The sequence below is a fragment of the Alkalicoccus daliensis genome (assembly GCF_900103955.1).
GTDB lineage: Bacteria > Bacillota > Bacilli > Bacillales > Salisediminibacteriaceae > Alkalicoccus > Alkalicoccus daliensis.
This window is the reverse complement of the sequence record NZ_FNIL01000016.1, coordinates 53381-68240: the sequence shown is the minus strand read 5'-3', so window position 1 is coordinate 68240 and position 14860 is coordinate 53381. Positions and strand designations below refer to the sequence as shown.

At 45.6% G+C, this 14860-nt stretch carries 15 protein-coding genes; 10 read left to right on the top strand and 5 right to left on the bottom strand.

The window, feature by feature from the left end:
- Positions 1-192, top strand: a 192-nt coding sequence (locus tag BLP92_RS18145; RefSeq protein WP_210184582.1) for a hypothetical protein, incomplete at its 5' end; no start/stop codon positions are given.
- 337 nt (positions 193-529) lie between these two features.
- Here the strand turns inward: BLP92_RS18145 and BLP92_RS16630 are convergent.
- Complete coding sequence (locus BLP92_RS16630; RefSeq protein WP_090844145.1) at positions 530-1051, bottom strand: acyl-CoA thioesterase; 522 nt, start codon at positions 1049-1051, stop codon at positions 530-532.
- A gap of 68 nt (positions 1052-1119) precedes the next feature.
- On the opposite strand from BLP92_RS16630, the gene BLP92_RS16625 reads away from it, so the two are divergent.
- From BLP92_RS16625 to BLP92_RS16595, 7 genes are read left to right on the top strand one after another with little or no spacing between them, the layout of a single operon-like run.
- A complete protein-coding gene (locus BLP92_RS16625; protein WP_090844143.1) occupies positions 1120-1467 on the top strand; it encodes a CHY zinc finger protein in 348 nt (115 codons plus the stop codon).
- Complete coding sequence (locus BLP92_RS16620) at positions 1460-2665, top strand: ABC transporter substrate-binding protein (protein ID WP_090844140.1); 1206 nt, start codon at positions 1460-1462, stop codon at positions 2663-2665. The genes BLP92_RS16625 and BLP92_RS16620 overlap by 8 nt, the downstream gene beginning before the upstream one ends.
- Positions 2649-3503 carry an ABC transporter permease gene (locus BLP92_RS16615; protein ID WP_244516911.1) on the top strand — a complete coding sequence of 285 codons (855 nt, stop codon included), beginning with the start codon at positions 2649-2651 and terminating at the stop codon, positions 3501-3503. The genes BLP92_RS16620 and BLP92_RS16615 overlap by 17 nt, the downstream gene beginning before the upstream one ends.
- On the top strand, positions 3496-4290 hold the full coding sequence (locus BLP92_RS16610) for an ABC transporter permease (RefSeq protein ID WP_090844137.1): 795 nt from the start codon (positions 3496-3498) through the stop codon (positions 4288-4290). The genes BLP92_RS16615 and BLP92_RS16610 overlap by 8 nt, the downstream gene beginning before the upstream one ends.
- Before the next feature lie 14 nt (positions 4291-4304).
- Positions 4305-5249, top strand: a complete 945-nt coding sequence (locus tag BLP92_RS16605; RefSeq protein ID WP_175444337.1) for an ABC transporter ATP-binding protein — start codon at positions 4305-4307, stop codon at positions 5247-5249.
- A complete protein-coding gene (locus BLP92_RS16600) occupies positions 5242-5826 on the top strand; it encodes a CDP-alcohol phosphatidyltransferase family protein (protein ID WP_090844131.1) in 585 nt (194 codons plus the stop codon). The genes BLP92_RS16605 and BLP92_RS16600 overlap by 8 nt, the downstream gene beginning before the upstream one ends.
- Before the next feature lie 9 nt (positions 5827-5835).
- Positions 5836-6429 (top strand): FMN-dependent NADH-azoreductase, encoded by a 594-nt coding sequence (locus tag BLP92_RS16595; RefSeq protein ID WP_090844128.1) that lies wholly within the window; start codon positions 5836-5838, stop codon positions 6427-6429.
- 420 nt (positions 6430-6849) lie between these two features.
- On the opposite strand, the gene BLP92_RS16590 is transcribed toward BLP92_RS16595, so the two are convergent.
- The 4 genes from BLP92_RS16590 to BLP92_RS16575 are packed head-to-tail and all read right to left on the bottom strand — an operon-like array spanning position 6850 to position 10751.
- The gene (locus tag BLP92_RS16590) at positions 6850-7875 is read right to left on the bottom strand and encodes an ABC transporter ATP-binding protein (protein ID WP_090844125.1); all 1026 of its coding nucleotides are present in this window, start codon (positions 7873-7875) and stop codon (positions 6850-6852) included.
- On the bottom strand, positions 7829-8878 hold the full coding sequence (locus BLP92_RS16585; protein WP_090844122.1) for an ABC transporter ATP-binding protein: 1050 nt from the start codon (positions 8876-8878) through the stop codon (positions 7829-7831). Before BLP92_RS16585 ends, BLP92_RS16590 begins: the two co-directional genes overlap by 47 nt.
- Before the next feature lie 34 nt (positions 8879-8912).
- Positions 8913-9833, bottom strand: a complete 921-nt coding sequence (nikB, locus tag BLP92_RS16580; protein ID WP_090844119.1) for a nickel ABC transporter permease — start codon at positions 9831-9833, stop codon at positions 8913-8915.
- A gap of 21 nt (positions 9834-9854) precedes the next feature.
- Positions 9855-10751: an ABC transporter permease gene (locus tag BLP92_RS16575; protein WP_090844116.1), complete on the bottom strand. Its 897-nt coding sequence runs from the start codon at positions 10749-10751 to the stop codon at positions 9855-9857.
- A 401-nt stretch (positions 10752-11152) separates the two neighbouring features.
- On the opposite strand from BLP92_RS16575, the gene BLP92_RS16570 reads away from it, so the two are divergent.
- Positions 11153-12832 carry a glutathione ABC transporter substrate-binding protein gene (locus BLP92_RS16570; protein WP_090844113.1) on the top strand — a complete coding sequence of 560 codons (1680 nt, stop codon included), beginning with the start codon at positions 11153-11155 and terminating at the stop codon, positions 12830-12832.
- A gap of 165 nt (positions 12833-12997) precedes the next feature.
- Positions 12998-14359 (top strand): aspartate kinase, encoded by a 1362-nt coding sequence (locus BLP92_RS16565; RefSeq protein WP_090844162.1) that lies wholly within the window; start codon positions 12998-13000, stop codon positions 14357-14359.
- Positions 14360-14860: the final 501 nt, after the last annotated feature.

The following is a 14860-nucleotide window of genomic DNA, read 5'->3' as shown; positions in this document are numbered from 1 at the left end:
GATCCACAGACAGCAGGGCAGAGACCGCCATGCTGTCTTGAAGAACCAGGATCGATTCCGCTCGTGCTTCGTGACCTTCCAGAAGGTCACTTGGATTCTCCAACTGCGCTCGTGCGTCCTCTCCTTCGTTACACAGCAGTCTTAATTTTCATGCTTCATGGTGCAAACAAATTGCGTGAGTGTCTCAGTTAATGTTCATTGTATATAATTTAAAACTTCGCTGCAGCAGACCTGCCGTGGAGGAGATCTCCTTCTTCGAAGGTACGCGTTCCGGAGGGCCTTCTTAAAAGAGGAGCATGGCTTCACGCAGCCAAAACACTGGCTGGTTTCTCGCATGCTTACTATATCTTCCGAGTAAAAATACTTGGAAAGATATAAGAATCGTTCTTAATCCTTCAGTCGGCCTTCTGCAGCTGCACCTTATAATAAATACCTGAGCCCGGGAAGCATAGATAGCTGCTTTCCGGGCTGATTTTAGATGGAAAAGCAAAGAATACACGCTGGTGGGCAATATATAGTAGAATACAAACTAGAATCCCTGATCCCACGGCTTTAAGTCGGAAAGTATTTCAGCAAGCTGCCTGCTGTGCCGTCTTCTTTCTTTTCGGACAGCAATTCGTGCCTCTGCTTTATTAAAAAGATACTTTTCTTCTTCGGTTTCAGGAATAACTTCCGGTACCACAGCTTTATTTCCTTCATCATCCAATGCTACAAAGGTAAGAAAGCTTGTAGCTGCCAGCCTGCGGTCACCGGTAAGCAGATCTTCAGCAATTACCTTTACGAAAACTTCCATCGAGCTTTTACCAGTGGATGATACATGAGATTCCAGGCAGACAGAATCGGTCTGGCGGATAGGGTGAAGAAAGTCCACTGAATCTGTAGAAGCAGTGACACATTCTGTGCGGCAGTGGCGGGAAGCAGAAATAGAGGCTACATCATCTATATCGCGCATCAGCTTGCCGCCGAAAAGCGTATCATGATTGTTTGTGTCCTGGGGGAAAACCCGTCCGGTTTTAATTACTTTTGATTGTCTGCATGTTTTAGGTTCCATGTAAGTCACTCCTAATATAGTTGATTCTATTTATTATAGCAGTTTTAGCCAGGGGGAGGAGAAGCGGAATGGTCGCAAAGCAGGTGAAAGTGTTTGGAGCAATTGATAATGAAACCAGGTGCGTACATTACCACAGCGAGACAGACCGTATCGCAATAAAGTGCTATTGCTGTAAAGAGTACTATCCTTGTCTGCATTGCCATCAGGAGCAGACAAAGAAGCAATTTCAGCCATGGCCGGAAGAGCAAAGAAATGCGTATGCTGTTCTGTGCGGTGCCTGCAAAACAGAACTTACGATTAACGAATACCTGACTGCGGGAAATCAGTGTCCGAACTGCAGGAAAAATTTTAATCCGAACTGCGCTTTGCATTATCCACTTTATTTTAAACAGAGAAAGGAAGAAATGAATGAATAAATGGTATCCTTTACTTTTCGGTGCAGCAAGTTTGACAGCGGGCTGTGCGGAGAATAATACAGCAGATGTGGAAACCCAGCAGGAGAGGGACTGGGAAGAAATAGTAGAAGAAGCTGCCGGCAAAGAAGTAGGCATTTATATGTGGGGCGGTGATGAAGGGATCAATGCCTATATGGACGAAGTGGTGGCACCGGCGTTGGAAGAGCAGTATGATATCAGCTTTCAGCGCTATCCGATGGACACCCCGGAATTTTTATCGCGCCTGATGACAGAGAAAGAAGCCGGGCAGCAGGACGGTGCAGCAGATATCCTTTGGATTAACGGAGAGAATTTTAGAAATGCGAAAGAAAATGAACTGTTATACGGCTCTTTTGCATCTATCCTTCCGAATATGGAAGAAGCAGTAAATACAGAAGCACCTTATATTGAATACGATATGGGGATTGAAGTAGACGAAATGGAAGTCCCCTGGGGCAATGTACAGTACGCTTTTCAATTCAGAGATGAAGAAAATCCTCCGGAGACGTTAGAGGAGTTATTCTACTGGGCAGAAGAAAATCCGGGAGAATTTACATATCCGAATGTTTCCAATGACACGGGGAATGGGTTTATACGCCATATTATTCATCACGTAGCAGAGGACCCGGAGGAAGTGACAGAGTTTAATGAGGCATGGATCGAAGAAAATGGAGATGAAGTGTGGGAGATCCTCCGCAGTCTTCAGCCTTCGCTGTGGAGAAATGGAGAAACTTATCCGGAGACGCTTTCCCAGCAGGATCAGTTATTTGCGAACGGGGAAGTGAGTGCCACGCTGGGATTCAATGAATATCGTGCAGAAAGTCTCATCGAACAGGGAACGTTTCCGGAAGACACGCAGACAGTCGGTCTTTCTTCCGGTTCTATCAGCAGTACACATTACCTGAGTATGGCTTTCAATACCCAGGAGCCGGAAGCTGCGTTAGTAGCGATCAATTATATGCTTTCCCCGGAGGCGCAGATCGCAAAGCTGGATCCGTCAATGTGGGGTGAAGGGCATATACTCGATTTAAACAAGCTGACTGAAGAAGAAGTGGAAGAGATTGAAAGTCTGGTCGGGGAAGAGGTAGTCCCGCAGGAGGAAGCTCTGCCTGAACTTGATGCCCGTTATATAAGCTGGATTCAGGAGAACTGGGAGCAGGAAGTTGTTCAGCAGCGCTAGATCTTTTCTCCTGCTTGCGCCGCTGCTTCTATTTATGATTCTCTTTGTAGGACAGGGTCTCTACAGAGCATTCAGTGAAAGCTTACATGCGGGAGACAACTTTCTGGAAAATTACGAACAGCTGTTTACTCAGGGAACTTTCTGGTCTTCTCTGCAGATAAGCGTATATGTAGCTTTCGTCTCCACGCTGCTTTCATTAATCATTGGGTTATGGATCACCAGAACATTATTCCGCCTGTTTCGAACAGATCAGTGGAAGCTTGCTGCATGGTTTCCTATGCTGATACCGCATTTTGTAGCTGCATATATTATTGTGCTTTTTTTCTCGCCGAGCGGCTGGTTTTCTGCAGTGCTGGAGAGCCTGCCCTTAGCAGGCACGTTCCCGGTGCTGGTAAACGACCCCTTATATCTCGGGGTGATTATTACATATATATGGAAAGAAGTACCTTTTGTCGTCTTAATGCTTCTGCCTGTATATCAGGAAATTGACTGGCGCATGGAAGAGGTCGGGAGGAGTCTCGGGGCAAAAGGATTCACTTTATTCCGCACGGTGGAGTGGCCCTGGGCAGGTCCGGTAACAGCAGAAGTGTTTCTCATTCTCTTTGTATTTATATTAGGTGCGTTTGAGGTCCCTGCGCTGCTCGGGGTAACCTATCCGGCGATGGTTCCTGTACTTGCATTTGAATGGTTTTATCAGGGCGGCTGGTCCAACAGGCCGCTTGCCCAGGCGATGATGATCGTACTGACATTCTTTTCCGTGCTGCTCTCCTTCTGCCTGCTGTATGCTGTGCAGCGTTCCCGGAGGAAATGGATGAAGGGAGGGAAAAGCAATGCGTAAAAAGTGGACAAAAATCCTCTTAAGCAGCCTGCTTTTTTTCCTCTTCATTTTTCCAGTGCTGTTTTTGTTTTTTAAAAGCATTACGTTTGGGTGGAACTGGCCGGATATTTTACCGCACACCTTAAATCTGCGGGCATGGACAGTAATATTTAACGACCCTCTGATCTACCGCTCGCTGTTCACCACAGTCTTTATAGGCGTTGTGGTCGTTATTCTCAATTATCTCATTGCTCTTCCCGCCGCTTATGCACTGAGTCACGGAAATCCAAGAGGAAAAACACTGATAGAAACGATTCTGCTTCTTCCCATACTGGTGCCTGTACTGGCAATCGCCATGGGACTGCATCTTGTTATGATACGCCTCGGTATTGCAGATAACACAGCAGGAGTTATCCTGATTCATCTGCTTCCAACGCTCCCTTATGCTGTAAGAGTGCTGAAGGCAGGCTTTGACAGAATTTCTCCGGACTGGGTCAAGCAGAGCCGGACGATCGGAACTTCGCAGGCAGCTGCATTTTTTATCGTCCTGCTGCCTATGATGCTCCCGAGTATACGGAGTGCGGGAATACTCGTATTTGTTATTTCTCTGAGCCAGTATGTGCTTACGGCAATTATCGGAGGCGGACAGGTAACGACACTGCCTCTGCTGTATTATCCATTTTTCAACAGCGCAAATGAAGCAGTAGTGGCAGGTTTTTCCGTACTCTTTGCTGCACTCCCTATATTATTTTTAATCCTGATGGAAAGTAGTATCTATCTGTATAAACAATGGCTGCACCGTTTATAAAAAGGAGGGAAAAGATGCTGAAGCTGAGACAAGCTGCTAAAAAATACGAGGACCAGGTGATATTTTCCAATATTGATATAGCGGTAAAAGCTGGAGACATTGTCAGTATACTTGGGCCCTCCGGATGTGGAAAAACCTCACTGCTCCGCTGCATTGCAGGACTTGCTGCTTTTACCGAAGGAGAGTTGTTTATTGATTCCAGGGAAGTGACACGTATAAAAGCTGAAAACAGACCAGTTGTCCTGATGTTTCAGGAGCCGCTTCTGTTTCCGCATCTCACTGTACTGCAGAATGCGATTTACGGAATGAAACACGGGAAACGAAAACTATCCAGAAAAGAACGAATCCGGCAGGCAGAAGAAATGCTTAAAAAAATTGAAATGTTTGAATGGAAAGACCGATACCCTTCTCAGCTCTCAGGTGGCCAGCAGCAGCGAGTTTCTCTTGCCAGAGCCTTGCTGCTGCAGCCGTCACTTTTATTGCTTGATGAGCCTTTCAGCAGCCTTGACGCTCATCTGCGTCATTCTCTGCGCATCTGGGTGCGTGATTTTTTGAAGCAGGAGGGCGTCACAGCCTTATTTGTTACGCACGACCGGGAAGAGGCAGCTGTCATGAGTGACCGGCTGATTGTCATGAAAGATGGAAAGCTGCAGCAGGAAGGAGAACCCAGGGAAGTGTATGAACAGCCGTTGAATAAAGACGTTGCTGATTTTATGAGTGATGGACTGCATTTGGACGGGGAATTTTATACAGCGTCTTCTTTATCCATCAGCGGGTCTCAAGCAGGAACGTATCAGGGAATAATTGAACACCCATTATTTGCATATGGCTATACATTTTACAGGATTAAGATTCCGGAGCTGGAACAATCCGTTGTTGTCCGCTCAGACGAAGTCCGGGAGGAAGGACAGCAGGTTTCGATTGCAGTTCAACAAAAGGGAAGTGCTGCTGATGATTGATACGAAAGCCCGCCATACTGTGCAGCCGCTTCTTAATAAAAGTGCGGATGCAGCATTGAAAATAGGGTTGACCGCTAACCAGGTAACCATCATAGGCTTTCTTGTCGGCATATCAGCGGGGGGCGCGGTGTATTTAGGCTATTCCTGGCTGGCCCTTGCATTATTATGGTTTTCCGGGTATCTGGATGCCGTCGATGGAACAATGGCCCGGAAAACCACTTCTACAAAGTTTGGAACCGTGCTGGACGTGAGCTTTGACCGGCTGGTGGAAGCAGGCATCATTGTGGGACTCGCTTTCCGCTTTCCGGACCTGATGTGGGTCATGCTGCTGCTCGTAGTATCTATCCTTTATACTGTGACTATATTTCTTACAGTAGGAGCGGTGGCAGATGAAAACTCGGAAAAATCTTTTTACTACCAGCCGGCAATTGCAGAAAGAACGGAAGGATTTATTCTGCTTTCGCTGATGATTATTTTTGTAAACTATTTATTGTTTTTCACGCTGCTCTTTCTGGCAGTGGAATTAATTGCCGCCATGCAGCGGCTCTACCATGCAAAGAAAATTCTTGATAAGTAGGTGAACCCGTTGAGTCTTTTATATATTACAGCAAACCCGAAACAAATGGGGGAATCATACGGTCTGCAGCTGGGAGAACATTTTCTGAAGCATTACCAGAAGCTGCACCCGTCTTCAAAAGTAACGAAGCTGGATTTATTTGCTGAACAGATTCCGCCGCTGGAAGGAGATGCGCTTGCTGCCTGGGAAAAGCAGAGCGATGCAGAAGTGACAAACACCTATGTGGAACAATTTTTAAAATATAAACAGGTAGTGTTTGTAACACCGCTTTGGAATATGGGAGTGCCATCCCCGGTAAAAGCTTATATCGACCACCTTATCCTGCCCGGGAAAACATTTCGGTTCGGTGAAAAAGGGATCGAAGGACTGCTTCAGGATACAAGAGTGCTCCACCTTCAATCGAGAGGCGGCATTTATTCGGAGGGCAAGCTTGCTGCATTTGAACATGGAGACAGCTACCTGCGTACGATTTTTAAGCTGGTAGGGGTAAAGCAGTATGAGCATATTTATGTAGAAGGAACGAGCACTTATCCAGAGGAAGCCGTAAAACGGCTGGAAGCAGCAAAACTGCAGGCAGAAAAAACAGCAGAAACGTTTTTGTGAATCAGCCTCAGCTTAAACCACGGCAAACCTGCCTAGTGAAAGCAGCGTTTAAATCATGATCAATAAGATAGTTTAATAGAATGATTTTAAATGAAAGTTTTATTTTCAAAGTAGTCGTTTATGCAGAAAAAATCTCTGTACCATAGATAATAAAAGCTCGGCTGCTGAGAGGATTAGTCGAGAGCAAGCATTCGCCACAAGTAAGCAATATGAACTTTCCTGTTTTCATTTATAGTTGAACTGCAAAAAGAGGCAGGGAGAGAACTATATTCACTATTTATAAAGCTGAATAATAAGATGTCTGCAAACACTGCGAAAACAAAAAACCGAACTATCAAGAAACTCCGAAAAGAGTTTCAAAAGATAGTTCGGTTTTTTCATATAATAAAAAGCTTTTGTCCAGCCTCTTTTTCCGTGATATTAATAATTCGGCTGCATTTCACCGGATTCAATTTCTTCAATGTAATGACAGGCAGCACGGTGGCCGTCTTTCATCAAATCACCGTTATTACGAAGCTCCGGCGTTTCCTGTATACACTTATCTGTCGCAAACGGACAGCGCGTATGGAAACGGCACCCGGTCGGCGGATCAATAGGAGAAGGAACATCACCTTTAAGAATGATCTGCTCTTTTTCCACTGTTGGATCCGGTACAGGAATCGCTGATAACAGCGTTTTTGTGTACGGATGCTTCGGGTTATCAAATAGAGATTTTTTGTCAGCAATTTCTACAATTTTCCCCAGGTACATCACGAGTACACGGTCGGAAATATGTCTTACCACCCCAAGATCATGGGAAATAAACAGATAGGTAAGATCAAGCTCGCGCTGCAGCTTTTTCAGCAGGTTCAAAACCTGAGCCTGAATAGATACGTCCAGTGCAGAAACTGATTCATCACAGATGATCATCTGCGGGTCTACAGAGAGTGCCCGGGCGATACCGATACGCTGGCGCTGCCCGCCGCTGAATTCGTGCGGAAAACGGTCGATTTGGTGTTCCCCAAGACCTACTGTTTTCATCAGTTCTTTAATGCGCTCTTCCCGCTTGTCTTTCGGAAGCACATCCTGAATCTGCATCGCTTCGCTCAGAATCTGGCGCACCGTCTGACGGGGGTTGATGGAAGCATAGGGATCCTGGAAAATAATCTGCAGATTTTTGCGCATTTTGCGCATTTCTTTTTTGCTTAAAGCAAGCAGGTCCTTTCCTCCGAACTCCACCTGACCTGCAGTCGGCTCATCCAGCCGTAAAATTGCCCGTCCGGTTGTGGATTTTCCGCAGCCGGACTCTCCCACAATACTTAATGTTTCTCCAGCTTTTACTTCAAAAGAGATGTCGTCCACCGCTTTTACATCATTTACCTTGCGGCCGAATACACCGCCTTTAATTGGGAAATACTGCTTAAGATTCTGTACCTTCAACAGTTCTGTATCCGTAGTCGTAGTCATCTTTAACATTCACCTCCGGGCCGTCCCACTCGTCTGTATGAATCCAGCAGCGGACTTGATTTCCTTCTTCCTGATCCCGCAGATCGGGAAGGCTGTTTACGCACATTTCTCTTGCAAAAGGACAGCGCGGTGCGAAGCGGCAGCCTTCGGGAAGGTCATCCGGGCTCGGAACCATTCCCTTAATTACCTGCAGTTCATCCTGGTCAATATCATGACGGGGAAGGGACTTGAGCAGTCCTACAGTATAGGGGTGTTTCGGTTGTTTAAATAAAGTGGTTACGTCAGCATATTCTACAATTTTACCAGCATACATAACAGCTACATAGTCACACGTTTCTGCAACAACTCCAAGGTCGTGTGTGATAAGCAGCATAGACATGCCCAGCTCTTTCTGCAGCCCGCTGATTAAACGGAGAATCTGTGCCTGAATCGTTACATCCAGTGCAGTCGTCGGCTCATCAGCAATCAGCAGCTGCGGGTTGCAGGCAAGGGCGATCGCAATCATGGCCCGCTGGCGCATACCGCCGGAAAGCTCATGTGGATATGCTTTCAAACGGGCTTTGGGAGAAGGTATACCAACAAGCTCAAGCATACCAAGCGATTTCTGGAGTGCCTCTTTTTTCGAAAGTCCCTGGTGAATCTGGTAGGCTTCCGCAATTTGATCGCCGATGGTATATACCGGGTTAAGCGACGTCATCGGCTCCTGGAAAATCATAGAAATTTTGTTGCCGCGGATGCTGCGCATTTCTGCTTCCGTTTTTGCAAGCAGATCCTCTCCATTAAACGTAATGTTACCGCCTTTAATACGTCCCGGGGATTCAATCAGTCTCATAATGGATAGGGAAGTGATACTTTTTCCGGAACCTGATTCCCCTACAATCCCGAGCGTTTTACCGGCAGGCACATCAAAGTGTACGCCATCCACAGCTTTTACTTCGCCTCTATGTGTAAAAAACGATGTCTGCAGATTATCTACTTTAATAATCGTATTTGTATTATCCAAAAAATTTCCCACCTTTCTATGTCGGGATGAAATATCAGTCAAGTTCGATTCGCTTGTTCAGGAATCGATACGAAATGTCTACCAGGAAGTTAACAAGTACAAACAGAAGTGCAAGAACCAATACAGAGCCTTGTACAATCGGGAAATCCCGCTGGCCGATCGCATCTACCACGAGACGTCCGAGACCGTTAATTGCAAAAACAGTTTCTGTCAGAACTGCTCCGCCCAGAAGTGCGCCGAATTGGAGCCCGACTACAGTAACAACAGGGATCAACGCATTACGAAGTGCGTGCTTGTATATTACGTAACGTTCTTTTACACCTTTCGCCCGCGCTGTACGGATATAATCCTGATGAATAACTTCCAGCATGCTGGAGCGTGTCATTCTTGCAATGATTGCAGCACCGGCTGTTCCAAGCGTGATAACCGGCAGGATAAGTGCCTGCGGCGAGCCCCAGCCGGAAACCGGCAGCCAGTCTATATTTAATGCGAAATACTGGATCAGCATCAGTCCAAGCCAGAAATTGGGCATGGATAAACCGAACAATGCAAATACCATAATGAACATATCTACTGGAGAGTTACGTCTCGTTGCGGAAATGATCCCCGCCATCAGACCCATAAAAATACTTAATAACGTACTGTAAAAAGCGAGCTCCACGGTAACCCAGAAGCGTGTCCCGATTTCTGTAGTAACTGCGCGCCCATTACGGATAGAGTTGCCCAAGTCTCCCTGAATTGCATTCCCTACAAAGGTTGCGTACTGCACCGGAAGTGGATCATTCAGGCCGAGACGGTCGCGAGTCAGTTCGATCTGCTCTTCACTTGCGCGTTCGCCGGCCATAATCTGTGCCGGGTCTCCGGGAATTAAATGCATCATTAAGAATACTACGAGTGTTACCCCGATAAGTACAGGGATTGTCTGCAGTAATCGTTTAAGTGTATAAATAAACAAAAAGCTTCACCTCTCTCACTGTTAGGATTTAATTTTAGGATCAAGTGTGTCACGCACGCCATCGCCGAACAGATTAAAGGCAAGTACTACGAGAACGATAGCAAGCCCTGGGAAAAGCGCGATATGAGGGTGATCCCACATATAGTTTCGTCCTGATGCAAGCATTGCACCCCATTCGGGAGTCGGAGGCTGCGCTCCTAAGCCCAGGAAGGAAAGACCGGTAGCAGTAAGGACCGCTGTCGCAATGTGCAACGTGGCCTGTACAATGATCGGAGACAAAATATTTGGAAGAATATGAAGAAAAATAATTCTGAAATCAGAAGCACCGAGTGCTCTGACTGCATCTACATATTCCAGTTTACGTACGGATAGAGTGGAACCCCTTACAATACGTGCAAACACAGGAATCGAGAAAATCGAAATCGCTATGATTACATTGTTAATGCTTCCGCCTAATACCGCTACGATACCCAGTGCAAGCAGGATACCAGGGAAAGCGAGAAGTACATCCATAATACGCATAATTACTGCATCAATGCGTCTGCCGTAATAGCCAGCAACAATCCCTAAAACTACACCTAAAACCATACCAATAGCTACTGAAAAGAATCCTATGTAAAGGGTAATAGACATACCGTGAACAATCCGGGTAAATATATCGCGCCCGTGGTGATCTGTTCCAAACCAGAACTCACTGGAAGGCCCCTGCAGCCGTGCCTGTACATTCGGCATATTTGGATCGAGGGTGGTAAGCCATGGGCCTACGATAGCGGTAATTATGAATAAGATAATTAATATGCCGCCTGCCATTGCAAGGTAGTTTGTTTTAAGTTTACGCCAAACGTTTTTCAAACTTTCAATCTGCGGATTAATACGTTTCTTTTCTTCCTTGGAAACGTTAGCCGTCGTTTCTGACATGTAATTAAACCTCTCTTTCATATTTATATTGGTATAAAACCTAGAATCTTCTTCCAGATATATCCTTATATAAAGGAAATTTAACGGACGATACGAAAAAATTATATCATCCCCACACTTTTTCACAAGTCCTAATTTACAAAAAGGCGAATATTTTCACAATATAATGAAACAAGAAACAGGATCTATTCCATATCTTAGTAAAATCCTTGTCAGAAACACTGACATCCTCGTGATTCAGTGCACAAAAACTGCAGTGCTGTAAAGGGCTAATGAAATTATATTGAACTAATAATTATACATTAAATTAATATTCTAAATATTGCTTGTCTTTTTTTCCCGACTATTGTAAATTGGTATGGAACAAGTTTGTAAAATTATGAAATCAAGGGGGAAACATTATGTTAAGAAGCAAGTCACTGAAAGCAGCTGTTATTTCAGCAGCAGTTGCGTTGACTTTCACTGCGTGTGCAAGCGAGCCGGACAATAACGGCGGCGGAGATAATGCACCGGCGAATGACAACAATGCAGAAGTAAACGATGGTAACGCTGATAACACCAATACAAATAACGAAGGTGAAGGCGGAGAAGCTTCAGATGAAGACGCGGATCCAAGCAACCTTGTAATTGCCACTCTTTCTGACGCAAACTCTCTAGACCCGCACGGTTCAAATGATGTTCCTTCCAGTGCTGTACAGCACAATATTTTTGAAACACTTATTTCACAAAATGAAGAAGCAGAATTAGAGCCGCTTCTTGCTACAGAGTGGGAAGCAACAGAAGATAACGTATGGACAGTCCAGCTTCGTGAGGACGTAACATTCCATGACGGATCAGACTTTACTGCAGATGATGTAAAGGCTACTTTTGACCGCGTGCTTGATGAAGATGTAGCTTCTGAGCGTGCTTTTCTATATGAAATGGTAGAAGAAGTAGTAGTAGTGGACGACTACACTGTAGAATTCCACACTGAATACCCATTTGCACCATTCCCATCACACCTTGCACATACTGGTGGATCCATTATGAGTGCGGAAGTTATTGAAGAAGACTACGCAGCAATGGAAGACGGAGGACAGCCTGGGGATTATCTGAATGAAAATCCAATCGGTACAAGCTTCTTCCAGTTTGAAGAGTGGAGCCCGGGTACGGAAATCGTACTTTCCCGCAATGATGACTATTGGGGCGATACTGCAGGAGTAGAGCAGGTAACATTCCGCGTGTCTCCTGAAGGCCTGACGCGTATTGGTGAGCTTGAAACAGGCGCTGCAGATATTATTTATCCTGTAAGCCCAAGTGATACTTCACGAATCGAAGAAACAGATGGCATCCATATGTATGAGCAGGAAAGCTTAAGCCTTGCTTATATCGGTTTTAACATGCAGAAAGAACCGCTTGATGATCAGCAGGTCCGCCAGGCATTGTCTATGGCAATCAATAAAGATGACCTGATTGAAGGTGTATATGAAGGAGCTGCAACACCTGCAGTTGGTCCAATCGGGGAGCAGGTATTTGGTTTCTCTGACGAAATTGATGCATTAGATTATGATCCGGAACGTGCGCAGGAGCTTCTTGCTGAAGCAGGCTATGAAGACGGATTTGATACTACTATCTGGACAAATGACAGCGACGAGCGTATTGCAGTTGCAGAACTTGTTCAGGCACAGCTTTCTGTAATCGGCGTTAACGCTGAGATCGAAGTTCTTGAGTGGGGTGCTTACTTAGACAACACTGCTGCTGGTGAGCATGACATGTTCATCCTTGGCTGGGTTACTGTAACAGCAGATGCTGACTACGGTATGTATGCACTGTTCCATTCTGAACAGCAGGGTGCTGCTGGTAACCGTTCATTCATGGACAACGCAGAGCTTGATGAAATCCTTGACGAAGCTCGCCGCGAGCCGGATGAAGCTACTCGTGAGGACCTTTACGAGCAGGCAATGGAAATTCTTGTAGAAGAAGCTCCAATGCTTTACCTTTACCACACAGACTACCTTGTAGGTGTACGTGATGAAGTAGAAGGCTTCTGGAAGCATCCAAACGGTATCTATCAGTTACGTGATGTAACAATCGAACAATAATTATTAAGCGAACGCCCGGGACTCTCCCGGGCGTTTTTTTTGAGCAATCCGGGAGAAAGCTGTCAGGTATTGTCTGGAAGCGGAAATTTTAGTATACTATCGTTATGTGTTTTTAGAGAGAGCATTTGTACTTCAAGAGAATACACAAGAAGGGGCGTTTTCATGGTGAAAGTTGTAAAGTTTGGCGGAAGTTCTGTCGCAGACGGAAAACAGTTTGAAAAGGTGGCCGCAATTATCCGCGAGGAAGAAGCGCGCCGTCTTATTGTCGTATCAGCACCAGGAAAACGATTTGCCGAAGATATTAAAACCACAGACTTACTTATTCATTTAGCGGATGCTGCTGCAGAAAAGAAAGACTATGATGCAGAGCTCCAGCAGGTAATAGAACGCTATACAGCTATCGTGGAAAGCCTTTCTTTACCCTCACAGCTGCTTGCAGAGCTTAAAGCACAGCTTATTTCATTAATTGAAACGTATCAGGAGGATCACCCAAGATTGTATGATGCGTTAATGGCAAGCGGGGAAAATGAAAATGCCAAACTGATGGCGGCATATCTGCAGCAGCTAGGCGAAGAGGCTTATTACGTGTCTCCGGAGGAAGCAGGCATGGTTGTGACGGATGATCCCGGCAATGCCAGAATTCTGCCGGAATCCTACGAGAAAATTGCCAAGCTGCGGGAGCGGTCCGGCAGGTTGGTTATACCAGGCTTTTTCGGTGTATCAAAAACAGGACATATTGTAACCTTCCCCCGCGGTGGATCAGATATTACGGGTTCAATTATCGGGGCAGGAGCAGAAGTGGACCTGTATGAAAACTTTACTGATGTAGATTCTATTTATTCAGTAAATCCTTCTTTAGTGGAAAAACCGCACGAGATGGAAGAACTTACTTACCGGGAGATGCGGGAGCTTGCTTACGCAGGTTTTTCGGTCTTTCATGATGAAGCACTTCATCCCGTAGTAAAGAAAAAAATCCCTGTATGCATTAAAAATACCAACCACCCGCAGGCAGCCGGAACGTATATCGTGGATGAGAGAGAACAGCGTGGGCTTCCTGTGATCGGCATTGCCAGTGATAAAGGGTTTATTTCTATCAATGTACGAAAGTATTTAATGAATAAAGAAGTGGGCTTCGGCAGGCATCTGCTGCATATTCTTGCAGAAGAAGGAATCTCCTTTGAACATACACCTTCTGGAATAGACAATATGTCTATAATTGTGCGCGAAGAATATTTAAACGAAGAAGCAGAAAAGAAAATTCTGGAGCGGATTCAAAAGGAACTGGATGTAGAAGAAGTTCATGTGGAGCGGGAGCTTGCAATGGTGATGGTCGTAGGAGAAGGAATGGCAAAAACAGTAGGGGTAGCAGCGAAAGCGACTACTGCCCTCGCAGAAGCAGGAGTAAATATTAAGATGATCAACCAGGGATCCTCCGAGGTGAGCATGATGTTCGGCGTAAATGCATCCGAAGCGGACCTTGCAGTAACGAGCTTATATAATGCCTGTTTTGCAAAAGCGAAAGCTTAAAGTTATTAGCTCTGTTAATGCTCACTGTTGATAAGAGAAAACTTCGCTGCAACTGACCTGCCGTGGACGAGCTCCTCAGCTTCCTCGCTGCACTGCGGGATCTTCCCAGCTCGTTCTTCCAGAGGTTTTGTGCACTTTCACCGCCGGAAGCATTTGCGCAGCCGACCAAATGATCTTAAAGTCAGCTTCACGCTCTTGGTGAAGATGACTGCTGGTCGAGCGGAGCAATGCTCACTCTCTACACAGGCGTCCGCCGGTTTCCGCTTCGTTCTTTCCTTTGCGAAACAAAAGAAAAAGATTGTTTCTATTACAAGCTTTTCTATCAACAAAACGGAGACAAGGCGATTTTCAAGACGCCTGCGGAAAAAGAAAGCGTGAAGATCATCCCGGACGAAAGGGAGGGATAGCTGAAAGATTTCTCCGCGGCAAGCGCAGAAAAAGGAGCCGCAAGCGTAATATTCTTATGTCAACATTAGACTTTAACAGAGCCGAATTATTAGA